Annotated in this window: 11 protein-coding genes; 1 reads left to right on the forward strand and 10 read right to left on the reverse strand. The window is 61.6% G+C overall.

The window, feature by feature from the left end; all coding sequences use genetic code 11:
- Positions 1-18: 18 nt before the first annotated feature.
- The 7 genes from QOM08_RS03005 to prmA form a co-directional block, all read right to left on the reverse strand.
- Positions 19-2,793, reverse strand: coding sequence for a hybrid sensor histidine kinase/response regulator (locus tag QOM08_RS03005; RefSeq protein ID WP_076382840.1), 2,775 nt, complete (start codon positions 2,791-2,793; stop codon positions 19-21).
- A gap of 99 nt (positions 2,794-2,892) precedes the next feature.
- On the reverse strand, positions 2,893-4,188 hold the full coding sequence (gene purD, locus QOM08_RS03010) for a phosphoribosylamine--glycine ligase (RefSeq protein WP_047227384.1): 1,296 nt from the start codon (positions 4,186-4,188) through the stop codon (positions 2,893-2,895).
- Between the two features lie 188 nt (positions 4,189-4,376).
- Positions 4,377-5,984: a bifunctional phosphoribosylaminoimidazolecarboxamide formyltransferase/IMP cyclohydrolase gene (gene purH / locus QOM08_RS03015; protein ID WP_316912544.1), complete on the reverse strand. Its 1,608-nt coding sequence runs from the start codon at positions 5,982-5,984 to the stop codon at positions 4,377-4,379.
- A gap of 83 nt (positions 5,985-6,067) precedes the next feature.
- Positions 6,068-6,388 carry a DNA-binding transcriptional regulator Fis gene (fis, locus tag QOM08_RS03020; protein ID WP_025211617.1) on the reverse strand — a complete coding sequence of 107 codons (321 nt, stop codon included), beginning with the start codon at positions 6,386-6,388 and terminating at the stop codon, positions 6,068-6,070.
- A complete protein-coding gene (gene dusB / locus QOM08_RS03025; protein ID WP_047227386.1) occupies positions 6,385-7,392 on the reverse strand; it encodes a tRNA dihydrouridine synthase DusB in 1,008 nt (335 codons plus the stop codon). Before dusB ends, fis begins: the two co-directional genes overlap by 4 nt.
- 185 nt (positions 7,393-7,577) lie before the next feature.
- Positions 7,578-8,822, reverse strand: a complete 1,245-nt coding sequence (locus tag QOM08_RS03030; RefSeq protein WP_316912545.1) for a DUF3426 domain-containing protein — start codon at positions 8,820-8,822, stop codon at positions 7,578-7,580.
- Positions 8,823-8,852: 30 nt separating this feature from the next.
- The gene (gene prmA / locus QOM08_RS03035) at positions 8,853-9,731 is read right to left on the reverse strand and encodes a 50S ribosomal protein L11 methyltransferase (RefSeq protein ID WP_047227388.1); all 879 of its coding nucleotides are present in this window, start codon (positions 9,729-9,731) and stop codon (positions 8,853-8,855) included.
- Between prmA and QOM08_RS03040 the strand changes: the two genes are divergently transcribed.
- Positions 9,690-13,898 (forward strand): dermonecrotic toxin domain-containing protein, encoded by a 4,209-nt coding sequence (locus QOM08_RS03040; RefSeq protein WP_316912546.1) that lies wholly within the window; start codon positions 9,690-9,692, stop codon positions 13,896-13,898. The genes prmA and QOM08_RS03040 overlap by 42 nt on opposite strands.
- Before the next feature lie 81 nt (positions 13,899-13,979).
- Here QOM08_RS03040 and accC read toward each other — a convergent pair whose 3' ends face one another.
- From accC to aroQ, 3 genes are read right to left on the reverse strand one after another with little or no spacing between them, the layout of a single operon-like run.
- Complete coding sequence (gene accC, locus QOM08_RS03045; RefSeq protein WP_047227390.1) at positions 13,980-15,335, reverse strand: acetyl-CoA carboxylase biotin carboxylase subunit; 1,356 nt, start codon at positions 15,333-15,335, stop codon at positions 13,980-13,982.
- Between the two features lie 17 nt (positions 15,336-15,352).
- The gene (gene accB / locus QOM08_RS03050; protein ID WP_047227391.1) at positions 15,353-15,814 is read right to left on the reverse strand and encodes an acetyl-CoA carboxylase biotin carboxyl carrier protein; all 462 of its coding nucleotides are present in this window, start codon (positions 15,812-15,814) and stop codon (positions 15,353-15,355) included.
- Between the two features lie 48 nt (positions 15,815-15,862).
- Complete coding sequence (aroQ, locus tag QOM08_RS03055) at positions 15,863-16,315, reverse strand: type II 3-dehydroquinate dehydratase (protein ID WP_316912547.1); 453 nt, start codon at positions 16,313-16,315, stop codon at positions 15,863-15,865.
- Between the last annotated feature and the right edge of the window lie 202 nt (positions 16,316-16,517).

The raw sequence follows: 16,517 nt of genomic DNA on the forward strand, positions 1-16,517 counted from the left end.
GTTTTGGTGTCTGTCGGCTCAGGACGTCTGCGCTGTACGATTCTGCTGGTCGCGCTGGGCCACCCAGTGTTCGATCAGCTCGCGCAGTTGCGACAGTTCCACCGGTTTGGCCATATGGCCGTCCATCCCGGCCTGACGGGCGCGTTCCTTGTGTTCGGCCAGGATGTGCGCGGTGAGCGCGACCACGGGGGTGCGGGTGCGCTGGTTACCCATTTCCCAGGCACGCAGTTGCTGGGTGGCGGAAAAGCCGTCGAGGATCGGCATTTCGCAGTCCATCAAGACCAGGTCGTAGCGCTGCTCCTTCATGGCCTTGAGGGCTTCCTCGCCGTTGCTGGCGGTATCGGGTTGCAGGTTGAGCTTGCCGAGCATGCCACGGATGACCTTGGTGGAAATGCTGTTGTCTTCGGCCACCAGGATGCGGAAGTCGCTGGGCACTTTTACCGGAACGACAGGACCGGCGCCCATCGGAATGCTCGGCGCCTGGCCTTTGTTGCGCTGGTTGAGTTCGTCCGCCAGGGTGGTCTTGAGGGTATAGCCGGCCACCGGTTTGGCGAGGATGCGCTTGACCCCGCTGTTGCGTGCCACGACCTTGCTCGGCGCGTTGCTGATGCCGGTGAGCATGATCAACAGGATGTCGTGATTCAGGCTCGGGTCTTCCTTGATCTTGGCCGCCAGTTGCATGCCGGTCATGCCGGGCATGTTCTGGTCCAGCAGCACCACGTCGAAGTAGTCCCGCAGGTGCGCCTTGGTGCGCAGCAGCGCCAGGGCTTCCTTGCCCGATGGTACGGCGCTGACGTTCAGGCCCCAGGCGCTGCATTGCTGCACGAGCACTTTGCGGCAGGTGTCATTGTCGTCGACGATCAACACCCGCGCCCCTTGCAGCGGACTGTCGAGGTCGGAGGTCGGATGTTCGAGGCGATCCGGGTCCAGGGGCAAGGTCAGCCACAAGGTACTGCCCTGGTTGCTGCCGCTTTTGATGCCGAACTCGCCGTGCATCAGCATGATCAATTGACGGGCGATGACCAGGCCCAGGTTGCCGCCCAGGCGGGTGGCCGAGAGGAAGTTCTTGCTGTGCAATTCGGCATGCATCAGCGTGTCGCGCTCTTCGGCGTCCATGGGCGTTCCGCTGTCCTGCACCGCGATGCGCAGGCGCGGCTGATTGCTGCGCTCGTCCAGCGCCACGACGATCAACACTTCGCCCTCGTCGGTTTTTTTCAGGGCGTTTTCCAGCAGGCTCAGTAGCGCCTGGCGCAACCGTGTCGGGTCACCGCTGATCACTCGCGGCACCTGGGGCTGGATAAAGCTGATCAATTCGACATTTTGCTGTTCGGCTTTGGCGCGGAAGATGCTGAGGCAGTCCTCGATCAGCGCGTTGAGGTCGAACTGCACGTCGTCCAGTTCGATCTGCCCGGACTCCAGCCGGGAAATGTCGAGGATCTCGTTGATCAGGGTCAGCAGTTCGTTGCCGGCGCTGTGGATCGTCTGCACGTAATCGCGCTGCTTGACCGACAGCGGCGTGCCCAGCAGCAGTTCGGTCATGCCCAGTACGCCGTTCATCGGCGTACGGATTTCGTGGCTGATCTTGGCCAGGAACTCGGCCTTGGCGTTGATCTCGGCATTGCTCGCCGCCAGGTCGCGGCTGATGCTGAAACGGCTCTCGTTGATTGAGCGCTGACGCTCACCCAAGGCGACACTCATCAGCAGTCCGCTGACGCAGATGAACCCCAGCAGGGTGATGATCAGGCCCTGGGGAGCGACTTCCGTCAGCCCTTGCAGGGCCGGCAGGATGATCAGCGTGCCCAGGTTGAAAACCACCATGGCGGCGACAAACAGCCGTGCCGGGCGATAGCCCTTTTGCCAGTGCCAGGCGCTGACAAACAGCATGCTCAGGCCGGCCAGCGCGACCAGGGCATAGGTCATGATATTGAGCGGCAGTGTGTTCACGAACAACAGCAGCAGGCTGCAGAGCGTGATGAACACGATGTCTCCCAGCAGCAGCCGGTTCAACGGGTGCGGCCCCAGGGGGGCGAAGAAGCGGTAGGCGAACATCAGGCCGCAGGGCGCGGTCAGCAGCAGGGCCAGATAGGCCCCCGGCGTCTGAATGGCCGGCCAGTCGGGCAGCCAGGCTCCAGCCAGGTTCAACAGCAGCACCAGGCTGAGCATCAACAACCCTTCGCAGGCCGCCAGCCACAGGCAACTGCGTGAGCGGGTATAGGCGTAGCGGGTCAGGTTGTGCAGGATCAGCATCGCGATGCAGCCGAACAGCAACCCGTAGATCAGCGTCTGGTTCTGGTTGGCCGCCGCCTGAATCGCCGTTTCCAGGGTGACATAGGGCCGCAGTTCGTGCCGGGACGCCAGGCGCAGGTAGACGTCCAGCTGTTTGTCGCTTCGCGGCAGGGCCAGCATGTAATCGCTGCTGGGCAGGGGCTGTTCGATACGGGGCAGGGCATCCCCGCCGACCTGTTGGTCCACCAGGGTATCGCCGTCCAGCACATAGAGGTTCAGGCGAGACAGGTCGGGTGCAAAGATGCGCAGTATTTGTTCATGTGGGTCGGGGGCCAGCCGGAAACGCAACCACAATGCCCCACCCGGCTCGGCGGCCTTCAGGCGGTCCAGGTCGATGGGGCTGAATTGATTGGTGTAGCGGGCAGAACGGATGTCGCTCAGCTTCAGGTCGCCCTGTTCGTCGAGCAATACCGCCCAGCCACTGCCTGGCGCGGCCTGAGCCGGGAGCGTGCAGAGCAGTGTCAGCAGGGTGACGGTTAAACCTATGGCAATCCTGAGCCAGCGCACGGCGAAATCCCTTCGTAGGTTGATGCCAGATTATAACTATGCGCGGCGCCGGAGCAGACAGGCAAGGGCCATGGGCGCTTGCCGGTCTGAATGGCCGGGTTATTCCAGATTTTCGCCACGCTCGCGGGCAATGGCACGGTAGCCAATGTCCTTGCGGTAGAAACAGCCTTCCCAGTCGATCTCGGCGGCAAGCTTGTAGGCCTGCTGCTGAGCCGCGTCGACACTGGACCCCATGGCGGTGGCGCAAAGTACGCGACCGCCGGCGGTGACCACCTGGCCATCCTTCAGCGCGGTCCCCGCATGGAAAACCTTGCCTTCAAGCCCGGCTGCAGCCTCCAGGCCTTGTATCGCATTACCTTTAGCGTAGTCGCCCGGATAACCCCCGGCTGCCAGTACCACACCGACGCTCGGACGCGGATCCCACTGGGCTTCGACCTTGTCCAGAGCCTGGGCCAGGGCCGCTTCGACCAGCAGCACCAGGCTCGATTGCAGGCGCAGCATCACCGGCTGGGTCTCAGGATCGCCGAAACGGCAGTTGAATTCGATGACTTTTGGGTTACCAGCCTTGTCGATCATCAGGCCGGCATACAGGAAGCCGGTGTAGACGTTGCCTTCCTCGGCCATGCCGCGCACGGTCGGCCAGATGACCTGGTCCATGACCCGCTGATGGACCTCGGTAGTGACCACCGGGGCAGGGGAGTAGGCACCCATGCCACCGGTGTTCGGGCCGCTGTCGCCATCGCCAACACGTTTGTGGTCCTGGCTGGTGGCCATTGGCAGGACGTTCTTGCCATCGACCATGACGATGAAGCTGGCTTCTTCGCCGTCGAGGAACTCTTCGATCACCACCCGGGAACCGGCGTCCCCGAAGGCATTGCCGGCCAGCATGTCGCGCACGGCGTCTTCGGCTTCGGCCAGGGTCATGGCTACGATCACGCCTTTACCGGCGGCCAGGCCGTCGGCCTTGATCACGATCGGCGCGCCTTTTTCGCGCAGGTAAGCCAGGGCCGGATCGATCTCGGTGAAGTTCTGGTAGTCGGCGGTCGGAATCTTGTGACGTGCCAGGAAATCCTTGGTAAAGGCTTTCGAGCCTTCCAGCTGTGCGGCGCCGGACGTCGGGCCGAAGCAGTCCAGGCCACGGGAACGGAACAGATCGACCACGCCGGCGACCAGCGGCACTTCCGGGCCGACGATGGTCAGCGAGACGTTCTTCTCGGCGAAGTCGGCCAGTTGTTCCAGGGCCAGCACGTCGATGGCGACGTTTTCGCATTTGGCTTCGATGGCGGTACCGGCATTGCCCGGTGCCACGAAAACCTTCTGCACACGCGGATCCTGAGCCACTTTCCAGGCCAGGGCGTGTTCACGGCCACCGCTGCCAATGATCAAAACATTCATTTCAAAAACCTCGGATGACGCTGATTCTGTTTGGAGCCTAGGGCGTTTTGCGCCATAGGAGGTCGCAATGAAGTCGGTAGATGCAAGGCGGAGTCGACCTTGATGAGCGGAGTTGCCTTTTGGCAATGAGCATCATCGAGGTCGGCTCCAACGCAGCAGATGCCGGCTTCAGTGCGGCCGTTGTCTTGTTAGTGACGGAAGTGGCGCATGCCGGTGAATACCATGGCGATGCCGGCTTCATCAGCCGCCGCAATCACTTCAGCGTCACGCATCGAACCACCCGGCTGGATCACCGCAGTGATGCCGACCTTGGCCGCGTTGTCGATGCCGTCGCGGAACGGGAAGAACGCATCGGAGGCCATGACCGCGCCCTGTACCTGCAAACCGGCGTGTTCAGCCTTGATCGCGGCGATGCGGGCCGAGTTCACGCGGCTCATCTGGCCGGCGCCGACGCCGATGGTCTGGCGGTTCTTGGCGTAGACAATGGCGTTGGACTTGACGTACTTGGCGACTTTCCAGGCGAAGATCAAATCGTTGATTTCCTGCTCGCTTGGGGCGCGCTTGGTCACCACTTTCAAATCTTCGCTGCCGATCATGCCGATGTCGCGACTTTGTACCAGCAGGCCGCCGTTGACACGCTTGTAGTCCCAGGCCGGCGCGCGGTCGGCCGACCATTGGCCGCAGGCCAGCAGGCGCACGTTGGCCTTGGCGGCGACGATGGCACGGGCTTCTTCGCTGACCGAAGGGGCGATGATCACTTCGACGAACTGACGCTCGACGATGGCCTTGGCGGTTTCGGCGTCCAGTTCACGGTTGAAGGCGATGATGCCGCCGAAGGCCGATTCGGTGTCGGTGGCGTAGGCCAGTTCGTAGGCTTGGCGGATGCCGCCCTCGGCGTCCGGGCTGACGGCCACGCCGCACGGGTTGGCGTGCTTGACGATCACGCAGGCTGGCTTGACGAAGCTCTTGACGCATTCCAGCGCCGCATCGGTGTCGGCCACGTTGTTGAATGACAGTTCCTTGCCTTGCAACTGTGTGGCGGTGGCGATACCGACTTCGGCCGGCTTGGCTTCCACGTAGAACGCCGCGCTCTGGTGCGGGTTCTCGCCGTAGCGCATTTCCTGGGCCTTGATGAACTGGGTGTTGAAGGTGCGTGGGAATTCGCTGCGGCCTTCGGTCGACAGGGTTTCAGCGGCCTGGTTCACGGTGCCCATGTAGTTGGCGATCATGCCGTCGTAGGCGGCGGTGTGTTCAAAGGCCTTGAGCATCAGGTCGAAACGCTGGGCGTAGGTCAGGCCACCGGCCTTGAGGTTTTCCAGCACGCTGGCGTAGTCACTGGCGTTGACCACGATGGCCACGTCTTTGTGGTTCTTGGCCGCCGAGCGGACCATGGTCGGGCCGCCGATGTCGATGTTTTCAATGGCGGTCGGCAGGTCGCAACCTGGCTTGCTGATGGTGGCTTCGAACGGGTAGAGGTTGACGGCCACCAGGTCGATCGGCTTGATGCCGTGCTCGTTCATGATGGCGTCGTCGATGCCGCGACGACCCAGGATCCCGCCGTGGATCTTCGGGTGCAGGGTCTTGACCCGACCGTCCATCATTTCCGCAAAACCGGTGTAGTCCGCGACTTCCACTGCGGCGACGCCATTGTCCTGCAGCAGCTTGAAGGTCCCGCCGGTGGAGAGGATCTCGACGCCCAGCTGTTGCAGTTCGCGGGCGAATTCGAGGATCCCGGTCTTGTCGGAAACGCTGATCAAGGCGCGGCGGATCGGCAGGCGGGTGGTCTGGTCGGTCATTTCAATTTCCATCAAAAGCAAGGGAAGTCAGCAAAAAAGGCGACCGTTTTTTACGCGGGCGCCTTTCTGGTTTGATTGAATGCTTACAGCAGATCGTACTGCTTGAGTTTCTTGCGCAGGGTGCCGCGGTTCAGGCCCAGCAGCTCACTGGCCTTGGTCTGGTTGCCCTTGACGTAGTTCATCACGCTCTCGAGCAGAGGTGCCTCGACTTCCGAAAGCACCAGGTTGTACACATCCGTGACGGCAGCGCCCTCAAGGTGGGCGAAATAATTGTGCAGCGCCTTCTCGACACTCCCGCGAAGGGTCTGACCTTCTTCGCTGGGCGTATTGAGGTGCTGTTTCAAATTTACGTTGTCGCTCACGGGTGTTATTCCACTCACTAAAGTCTCGGTCATCATCGTCATGCGGCCACCCCTTCGTCCCCTGTCAGGCTCTTGTAACGCTCAGCGAAGAACGCCTGAACGTCGGCGCATTGTGCTTGCGTACCATCCAAACGATTGAAACGGGCGCGAAACTCCCTGGCGCCCGGCAGGGTTGCGAGATACCAGCCCACATGCTTGCGAGCGATGCGTACACCCATGACTTCTCCGTAGAAGGCATGCAGCGCGGCCAGATGCTCTAGCAGAATACGTTCCACCTCGGACAGTTGCGGCGCAGCGAGCTTTTCGCCGGTGCGCAGGAAGTGTTCGATTTCACGAAAAATCCATGGCCGCCCCTGGGCAGCCCGGCCGATCAACAACCCGTCGGCACCCGTCGCGTCCAGCACGTACCGGGCCTTTTCGGGCGAGTCGACATCGCCGTTGGCAAAGACCGGCATCGACACCGCCTGCTTGATCGCGGCAATGGTGTCGTACTCGGCCTCGCCGGTGTACAGGTCGGCACGGGTGCGGCCATGCACCGCCAACGCCGTGATGCCTGCCTGTTCGGCGATCTTGGCCACCGTCAGGCCGTTCTTGTTCTCCCGGTCCCACCCGGTGCGGATCTTCAGGGTCACCGGCACATCGACTGCGGCGACGACCGCCTGCAGGATCTCGGTGACCAGCGCTTCATCCTTCAACAGTGCCGAGCCTGCAGCCTTGTTGCAGACCTTCTTCGCCGGACAGCCCATGTTGATGTCGATGATCTGTGCGCCCAGCTCGACATTGGCCCGGGCCGCCTGCGCCAGCATCTGGGCATCGCCACCGGCGATCTGCACCGAGCGGGGCTCGGGATCGCCTTCGTGGATCATGCGCAGACGCGATTTGCGGGTGTTCCACAAACTCATGTCGCTGCTGACCATTTCCGAAACTACAAGCCCGGCGCCCAGTCGCTTGCACAGCTGACGAAAGGGCTGGTCGGTGACGCCCGCCATTGGGGCGAGAACCAGGCCGTTCTGTAATGTATATGGGCCGATGCGTACCGCCGACATAGGACTTCCCTGAAGTGGGGCCGGATCATGAGACTTCGAAAAAGGGTTGGCATGATACCCGCTCTCGATGACTGGATAAAGGTCGAATTGGATAAAATCTGAACAGCTATTTTGTTATCGCCAGCGGTTTGGTTCGGGTGCGCTGAGTCAGAAAGCTGCCGCCAATCGCCCGGCCCTGGTGTGCATCACTCTGGTGAATGAAAGCTCAGGCTGTAGTTCACCGCTTTAGGTCCCGGGTCGAGGATATCCAGGGCAATATGAATGGGCGTCTGCGGCGGCATTTCCCCCAGGCCTTCGACATCGCCGCCCAGATATTCACCGGGCTTGAAACGGCGACTGGCGATCAGATGCCCGTTGAGGTCGGCGAAACGCAGCTCCAGCAGCGGGAAAGGCTGGGAGAACGGCGCACGGTTGTAGATGATTGCGTCCACCACCAGGGCGCCGCTGAACTCCGGATGGCTGCGCACCACCAGGTTACTGCTTTTGATTTTGCCGATGTCGACCTTGGACGGCACGTCGCAGCCGATGGTCGGGCAAATCTGCAGGAACCACGGGCGATACTGATCCTGACGGGCCAGTTCTTCGAAGTGGTAGGCGATGTACTGGCCGGCCAGGGCCGCGGCGGCGAACAGGATCAACAGGCCCCACAGCAAACGCCGGCCCCAGGGCGAGCGACGCTTGCGCCAGTCCAGTTGCAGCGGATCGTCATCCAGGTCCTGAAGGGCCTCGGCGCGTAATCCGGGTTCATGGCGCTCGCGTGCCTTGCGCGTCGGCACCGCTTGCAGCGGTGCTTCGTCGTGATCGTCGTGATCATCGCTGGCAGACAGACTTTCCAAGTGTTCGTGGGGCTCGTCGTCCTGCTCCAGGCGTAACGGGGTGACCGGCTCGTCGTCCGGTTCCAGCGGTTCCAGGGTCAGCGGCAAGGACAAGGACGGTTCGGTGCGCGGTGGGCGGGCCGGTTCATGGGGCTCGAACGGTTCGACCGGGGTTTGTAGGGCCGTTTCGTCGCGCTCGCTGGCGGATTCGCTGTACAGGCTGTCGGACCAAGGCTCCTGATCGTTCGAGAGCGGGTCGCGTTGCGCGCTCAGGTTGTCTTCACGACGGCGGCCGAAGGTATCCGGCGCACGCTTGTCACGCCGCTCCAGTCGAGCCAGTTCCTTGTCCAGATCATCGAGGTCCAGCTCGGCGGCGGTCCATTGCTTCTGGCTGATCGCACGGGGCGGGGATTCGGCGGCGGGCGTCTTGATTGGCGGTGCCAGGGGCGTGACGGTTTCCTTGGCAGTATGCTGTTCCAGCAATTGCCGTGCGGCATTGAACACTTGCAGGCACGAGCCACAGCGAACCACCCCGCGGGCCACGCTCAATTGAGTATGGCTGACGCGAAAACTGGTGTGGCAATGCGGGCACTGGGTGACGAAACTGTCAGTCATGCGGCAATCCGGTTGATACAGGCGGCCATTCTAGCGCCGACGACCGGTGATGCGCACCCAGCCATCGCGATTGGCGATGGGGTCCAGATCAAAGTCCGCGGCATAGGCCGCAGCGACTTCTTCACCCTGTTCGGCCAGGATGCCCGACAGCGCCAGGCGTCCGCCCGGCTTGACCAGGCTCGACAACTGCGGCGCCAAGGACACCAGCGGACCGGCCAGGATGTTGGCCACCAGTACGTCGGCCTGAACCTGTGGCAGGTCTTGCGGCAAGTACAGGGGGAACAGCTCTGGGGCAATGTTGTTGCGCCCGGCGTTGTCGCGGGAGGCTTCCAGGGCCTGGACGTCGATGTCGGTGCCGACTGCTTCCTTGGCGCCCAACAGCAGCGCGGCAATGGCCAGGATCCCCGAGCCGCAGCCGAAGTCGAGCACGTTACAGTCTTTAAGGTCCTGGCCGTCGAGCCATTCCAGGCACAGCGCGGTGGTCGGGTGCGTGCCAGTGCCGAACGCCAGCCCTGGGTCCAGCAGCAGGTTCACCGCATCCGGCTGCGGCGCGGCATGCCAGCTCGGCACGATCCACAGGCGCTGACCGAAGCGCATCGGCTGGAAGTTATCCATCCAGCTGCGTTCCCAATCCTGGTCTTCGATCACTTCGCTGTGATGCTCGGGCAACGGGCTGCCGGTGAGCAGCTCCAGATGTGCCAGCACGCTGGCCGGCTCGGTGCCACCTTCGAAAAGGGCCAGCAGGTGAGTGTGGGACCATAACGGCGTGGTATTGAGTTCCGGCTCGAAGATCGGCTGGTCTTCGGCGTCCATGAAGGTTACCGATACGGCGCCTACTTCAAGAAACGCGTCTTCGTAGGTTTCGGCTTGTTCCGGGCTGATGGCCAGACGTACTTGCAGCCAAGGCATGGCGGGCACCTTTGGAAAAAAATCTACAGGAGGCAGCGCAGGGCTGCAAAGGCGCGCAGTGTACGCCAGGTCGCCATCAAAGTGGATAAGCGAGTCTCGTGCCGCCGGCGTGGTGTTTCGATATATATATGTATGACATGGGGGCAATGCAGGGCGGATAAGGTGCGGGTCCACACAACAGGGAGGAATGTGATGGACAACACTGCCGAACGGCACAGCAACACGAGCGGCGCGGGGACGGTCTCTTCCCCGCAGGCGGAAACAGCACAAGTCATTCTGGAGAAGTTGGCACGTTGGCAGGCGGCTATCGACCAGCGATTACACGCTCAGATGCCCTTGCTGGAGGTGCTGGAAGAGTACCTGCTGGTCCAACTGCGCACCCATTATTACCAGGGCAACATCGATCCATACTTCATCGGCACCCTGCTCGATGCGGTGCTGCAACGGATGATCGACCAGACGCCGGTGGCTTTTGATGAAGAACAGGATGCTCCCTATCGCTGGCCCGGCGGGACTGATCCGGGGTTTGCGGCTGAACGTCGGGAAGTCATCGTGCAGGTGGTGGAAGCAAGCGCCGCGGGCTTTACCCATCACTACAAAGACTATCTGCAACGTCACTGGCGCATGGCCGGGAGCGACGCCTCTCTTGAGGAGGTGGTCAAGCACAGGCTCGCTGAATACCTGGCCCGGATCGATAGGATTTTCCAGCCGGAGCAACTGGCGGGGGTGGACGTCGATGAGCTGAGGGAGAAGCTTGAAAACCTTCAGGCGCACTGGCGTCTCACTAACCAGATCACCTCGTTGGCAACCGCTCAGGAACGGCGGAGTCTTCAGGCAATCGCTGGGGGGCAATTGCCTGGCTGGCTGAAGGCGCTGAGTGAAGTCGAGCGTAAACAGTTGAAGGCTTTTGAGGCACGGACCTCGCAGGCGCAGGCGCTGGTGGATGAGCTGCTCGACGGCTTGGGCTCACTGCAGGCGTTTGCCCGACGGCTGGCCAGGGACTATGTCAGGCGTGAACTGGACATGGAAGTCGAGCCTGACGGCATTCGAGTGCAGTTGCAGTGGCGAGGGATCATTGACCAGCCGGTGCAGACCCATAGCCTGAGCGAATTGCTGGCGGCAGGTCCGATAAGATCGGACGCCATATCGGTGTTCCTGGTGGAAAATGGCGCCATGCTGCGCAACCAGCCTCTTTCGCCGGCGTTCATTACCCAACTGCTGGCGAACGTGGATGCCCCCGCTGGGTATGGGGCAGCATTGGTCAGCCAATATGGCCGGGCAGACCTGAAGGACGCCATGCTCGATTGGTTCGTGGCGCGCCTGGAGCAAAGCGCGTTCGTGGCACGTTGTGCGGGCCATTTGAAGGTGAGCCATCACGAGGCGCTCAAAACCTTATGGGCGAACGAGACGTCGGCGCAATCGGCCAGTGCCTGGCGTGTGGCCTGCCTTGCGCTTCCAAACGCACTGAAGTGTTCCGATCTTCTGTTGTTTTACCGCGAGGACCGGTCGGGCGAGGTCAGTGATCTGCTGTTGTATGCCCCCGGTAAGCCAGATGGGCAGGAGTGGATCGAGTTGCCCTCGCTTCGGTCCGTGAATGCAGAGATAGGCGCCTGGATTGAAAGCCAGGCGGGTCGCGAATACCTGTTGCAACAACTCTCTGCCGCCGGGCGTGATGTGGCTCGGGAGTACTTTGCCGGCGTGGCGGACAAGCCGACGGCATGGGATCTGAACAAAGACCTCAGGAGCACTGCGATGGCCTTCAAAGCCTGCCTTGAGGCGTCTGTCGCAATGGGCCTGGCCAACAACCTGGCGCAGGTGGAGCAGGACGAATCGCCCCGGTGGTACGCGGCCCTGCCGCTTGACTCCCGACGCATCATCAGCAGTTTGAGCCAGGAGCTTCAGGTTCATCAGCAGGTCTTCAACGAGCAGATCGCCGGCTATGAGGTCTTTGTGGACTTCGCCAAACGTACCGTCACCCAAGCCATCGCACCGTACATGCGTAGCAAGGGGGTGCAGGAACCGGTCGATCCTGCCACGGTGCTCATCGACTACACACCCGGTCTGGCGAGTGGCAAGCCCCAGGTTGCCAGCTTGCTGGAGCTGGCCATCCATGGGTATAACGACAACTCGGGCATCGACAACCCCAGAAAAGGCGTGCGCTCATCGATCGGGCAGGACCTGGGGCAGGTTCGCAGTGCGGAGCTGGCGACCTACATCCGGCGGGCCTACGTGGGCGAGCAGTATGCGCGGCAGATCCGCGCCAGGTTCCTCGATGCCAGTGCTGCCGAATACACCAAGCGGCGTAATGCCTACCGCAACCTGTTGCTGACCCGGATGGATCGCGACCTGCGGATCGCGACGGGCAAGTCCTTGTTGAACGCCCGTGAGTTCTGGTGGCTCACCCGGCAAATCACGCTGCTGAGTGAGGCGACGCCGGTGATCGGCTCAGTGAGTTCGCAGGCGGTGGTGCAGCGCGAAGGTCTGATCCGGTTTACCGTCGGCGGTCATGTGGTATTGGGCGTCTATGTCTTTGCCTACTTTGATCCCAAAGGCGCCTATTGGCTGTACACGCCCGACGCTCCCGACGGCGTCACGTTTCGCCCATACCAGGACTTCCCCGGGGCGGTCGCCGCACGCCTGCGTGATTACGTACTGGAGCGGGTGGCCGTTGGTGCTCGTGCCGCGGTAAGGCGCTCGCTGACGGCTTTGGCGACCACGACCCGTGGCCTCGAAGTATTGCGCGAATTCAATCGGGTAATGGATATCTCGTCGCAGTTCGATGCCTACATCGAGCGCGCTGTCACGGACGTGGAAGATGTCACGAAAAGTCGCGGCGAGGTGATCAGGGATCAGGTGCTCAAGGGCCTGCTCTTCGCCTCCGCGCCGGTGTGCATGGTTTACCCGCCCTTTGCCCTGTTGCTGGATGCCGGCTTCATTGCCCTCAGTTCCAGGCAGGCGATCGAGGCGCATGGGCAGGGCGACACGGATCGCGCCCTCGGCCATTGGCTGCAAGCGACCTGGGGCGCGTTGTTCGGCATGCTTGGGGCAATGAGCATGACCCGGCTGCTCGGTCAGGCTGTCAGGAGTCTGAAGCTCGCCATAAGGCCCATGTCCTTGGCCGCTCAGCGCCTGAGGCAGGTGACATCAGTCGCTGCCAGGGAGAGCGGGCCGCTGATCCAGCCTATCCGTTTCGATCCGAAACAGGCGGTCAGGGAAACGCCGAAGAATTTGCAGCAGGTGACCGAGGGAGCTTTCAAAGGCACCTATCTCAGCCCGTCCAGCGCTACGCAGCCGCGAAATGCTTTCTACATACTCGACAAGGGCAGGTACTACCAGGTAAGAGGAAATATCTACTTCGATGGTCTGTGCCTGGTGGATGCCCGTTATCCCGGCGCGTTTTACAAACCGCCCGTGTACAGGATGGCGAATGGCAAGTGGGCGCGTAAGCCCGTTGGAATGAGTGGCGGCAATGATGATGTGCGCAACCTTGGGCGAGTGAGCGATCTGCGCGAAGCGTTTCCCGGGCATGTCTTCCCGGACGTGGCGCGGGGCGCGTTGCAGGGCGAGGCGGTGGTCGCCAGGTTCAGCGAGACGGCGGCAGACAACTATCTGTTCTCCCTGAACGCACAGACATGCGTGATCGCTTCGTTGTACAACCCGACCACCAAGGTCGGGGCGGTCATTCATTTTGATCACAACATCCGCGCACTGATCGAGCGCAGTGTTCGCGAAGTGAAGCAGCGTTTGGGAGGGGCAGCGAAGGATATTCGCGCCATTCTGGTGGGCGGCGATTGGCTGACAGGCGCTGATATTGGCGAGCCGGTCAGATCGGTGATGAGGCGCCAGGGGCTGCAGCCAACCTGGGATCACTGGTCGTATTCTTCCTGCTTCGGTAATACCTATGGTGTGTCGCTGGATCTGCGCACTGGGGTGACGTCGGTGTTCAAGACATCACAGAGTCAGGTTGAGCGCTACTACATACCGGTGCTGGCGAGGGCGAAACAGAGTTCCGACCCGGTGTCGGTGCGTGCGCGTGGGTTCATGACGCGCTTGCGTAGTGAGCCGTTGGTAGCCAATGCCAACGGTAGCGTTCGCACCCAGCAGGGCAGGGCGGCGACGAGGGCGCAGATCGAAGCACAGGCACTCCCTACGGTAGCGCTGAGCTGAGTCATTCGCCGCCATTGTGAAAGGCAGGCAAAAAAAGACCCCGGCCAATGGACCGGGGTCTTTTTTACATCACTCGGGACATCAAGCCTGATCAGCCAGCTTGTGTTCCAGGTAATGGATGTTGACGCCACCTTTGCAGAAGCCTTCGTCGCGGACCAGGTCGCGGTGCAGCGGGATGTTGGTCTTGATCCCGTCCACCACGATTTCGTCCAGCGCATTGCGCATGCGCGCCATGGCTTCGTCACGGGTTGCGCCGTAGGTGATCAGCTTGCCGATCAACGAGTCATAGTTCGGCGGAACCGCATAACCGCTGTACAGGTGCGAGTCGACGCGAACGCCATTGCCGCCCGGAGCATGGAAATGCTTGACCGTGCCTGGGCTTGGCATGAAGGTTTTCGGGTCTTCGGCGTTGATCCGGCATTCCAGCGAGTGGCCGCGGATCACCACGTCATCCTGGGTGAACGACAGTTTGTTGCCGGCGGCGATGCTGAGCATCTCCTTGACGATGTCGATACCAGTGACCATTTCCGAAACCGGGTGCTCCACCTGAACACGGGTGTTCATTTCGATGAAGTAGAAACGACCGTTCTCGTAGAGGAACTCGAAGGTGCCGGCGCCGCGGTAGCCGATGTCGATGCAGGCCTTGACGCAGCGTGCCAGGACTTCCGCGCGAGCCTGCTCGTCGATGCCCGGTGCCGGTGCTTCTTCGAGGACCTTCTGGTGACGACGTTGCAGCGAGCAATCGCGGTCGCCCAGATGGATGGCCTGGCCCTGGCCGTCGGACAGCACCTGGACTTCGACGTGACGCGGGTTGGTCAGGAACTTTTCCAGATAGACCATCGGGTTGCCGAACGCAGCGCCCGCTTCGGAGCGGGTCAGTTTCGCCGAGGAAATCAGGTCTTCTTCCTTGTGTACCACACGCATGCCGCGACCACCGCCACCACCGGCAGCCTTGATGATCACCGGATAGCCGACTTCGCGGCCAATGCGCAGGGCGGTTTCTTCGTCTTCAGGCAGCGGGCCGTCGGAACCTGGAACGGTAGGTACGCCGGCGGCGATCATGGCGTGCTTGGCCGATACCTTGTCGCCCATCAGGCGGATGGTGTCGGCTTTCGGACCAATGAAGGCAAAACCGGAGTTTTCGACCTGTTCGGCGAAGTCGGCGTTTTCCGCCAGGAAACCGTAGCCAGGGTGAATGGCGGTGGCGCCGGTCACTTCAGCGGCGGCGATGATCGCCGGGATGTGCAGGTAAGAGTGCGCAGCCGACGCCGGACCGATGCAGACGGATTCGTCCGCCAGGCCCAGGTGCATCAGTTCTTTGTCGGCCTTGGAGTAAACGGCGACGGTCTTGATGCCCATCTCTTTGCAGGCACGCAGAATCCGCAGGGCGATCTCACCGCGGTTAGCGATCAGAACTTTTTCCAACTTCGCAGTCATCAAAGGCTCTCCGCGGTTCAAACGATGGTGAACAGCGGTTGGTCGTACTCAACCGGCTGGCCGTCTTCAACGAGGATGGATTCGATCACACCGCTGGTTTCAGCTTCGATGTGGTTCATCATCTTCATGGCTTCGACGATGCACAGGGTGTCGCCTTTCTTCACGGTCTGGCCGACTTCAACGAAGGACGGCGAGGACGGGGAAGACTTGCGATAGAACGTGCCTACCATTGGCGAACGGGCCACGGTGCCGTTGAGCGTTGGCGCGGCAGGTGCTGCTGGAGCGGCGGCAACTGGCGCTGCTGCCGGAGCAGGCGCGGCGGCTGGAGCCTGCATCGGTGCTGGCGCGTAGAACTGCTGGGCCGGGGTCTTGCTGTGACGGCTGATGCGTACGGACTCTTCGCCTTCCTTGATCTCGAGCTCGTCGATGCCGGACTCTTCCAGCAATTCGATCAGTTTCTTAACTTTACGGATATCCATGAATCATCAACTCCCAAGGGTCGGTCAGGGGCGTTTAACGCTTGTTGTTCAAGCTGTTGCCTGTTTTTCAAGCTGCTCTAGGGCGGCCTCCAGAGCCAGTCGGTAACCGCTGGCGCCAAGGCCGCAGATCACTCCCACCGCTACATCGGAGAAGTAGGAGTGATGGCGGAAAGGTTCGCGTTTGTGCACGTTGGACAAATGCACTTCGATGAATGGGATGCTCACTGCCAGCAGCGCGTCACGTAATGCGACGCTTGTGTGCGTAAAAGCAGCGGGATTGATCAAAATGAAGTCCACGCCTTCGCCACGCGCGGCATGGATGCGGTCGATCAATTCATATTCGGCGTTGCTTTGCAGGTAGAGCAAATGATGGCCGGCATTGCGGGCCCGCTGTTCCAGGTCCTGGTTGATGTGGGCCAGTGTCACGGCCCCGTAGACGCCCGGTTCGCGGGTGCCCAGCAGGTTCAGGTTGGGTCCGTGCAGGACCAATAGGGTCGCCATCTGCTGTTCCTTGTTATCTGTGAGCAGGTGTCAGAACCCGGCGACTATGCCGCAAAGCCTTTATGACTGTCCAGTTCTCTGCAATAGCCAGCACGATGACCGATGTTTGCGCGAAATTTGTGACCATGCTCCAGGATCCGGTCACCCGCCCCTGGGATGCCTGCGCTAAACCCTGTGGGAGCGAGCCTGCTCGCGATGGCGG

Origin of the sequence: Pseudomonas sp. P105 (assembly GCF_032614175.1) — a bacterium.
Taxonomy (GTDB): Bacteria; Pseudomonadota; Gammaproteobacteria; order Pseudomonadales; family Pseudomonadaceae; genus Aquipseudomonas; species Aquipseudomonas rhizophila.

What these genes read in the sequence shown, in the direction of transcription:
- purD (WP_047227384.1), bottom strand. Translation starts at nt 4,188, where the DNA reads ATGAATGTTTTGATCATTGGCAGCGGTGGCCGTGAACACGCCCTGGCC.
- purH (WP_316912544.1), bottom strand. Translation starts at nt 5,984, where the DNA reads ATGACCGACCAGACCACCCGCCTGCCGATCCGCCGCGCCTTGATCAGC.
- fis (WP_025211617.1), bottom strand. Translation starts at nt 6,388, where the DNA reads ATGACGATGATGACCGAGACTTTAGTGAGTGGAATAACACCCGTGAGC.
- dusB (WP_047227386.1), bottom strand. Translation starts at nt 7,392, where the DNA reads ATGTCGGCGGTACGCATCGGCCCATATACATTACAGAACGGCCTGGTT.
- QOM08_RS03030 (WP_316912545.1), bottom strand. Translation starts at nt 8,822, where the DNA reads ATGACTGACAGTTTCGTCACCCAGTGCCCGCATTGCCACACCAGTTTT.
- prmA (WP_047227388.1), bottom strand. Translation starts at nt 9,731, where the DNA reads ATGCCTTGGCTGCAAGTACGTCTGGCCATCAGCCCGGAACAAGCCGAA.
- accC (WP_047227390.1), bottom strand. Translation starts at nt 15,335, where the DNA reads ATGACTGCGAAGTTGGAAAAAGTTCTGATCGCTAACCGCGGTGAGATC.
- accB (WP_047227391.1), bottom strand. Translation starts at nt 15,814, where the DNA reads ATGGATATCCGTAAAGTTAAGAAACTGATCGAATTGCTGGAAGAGTCC.
- aroQ (WP_316912547.1), bottom strand. Translation starts at nt 16,315, where the DNA reads ATGGCGACCCTATTGGTCCTGCACGGACCCAACCTGAACCTGCTGGGC.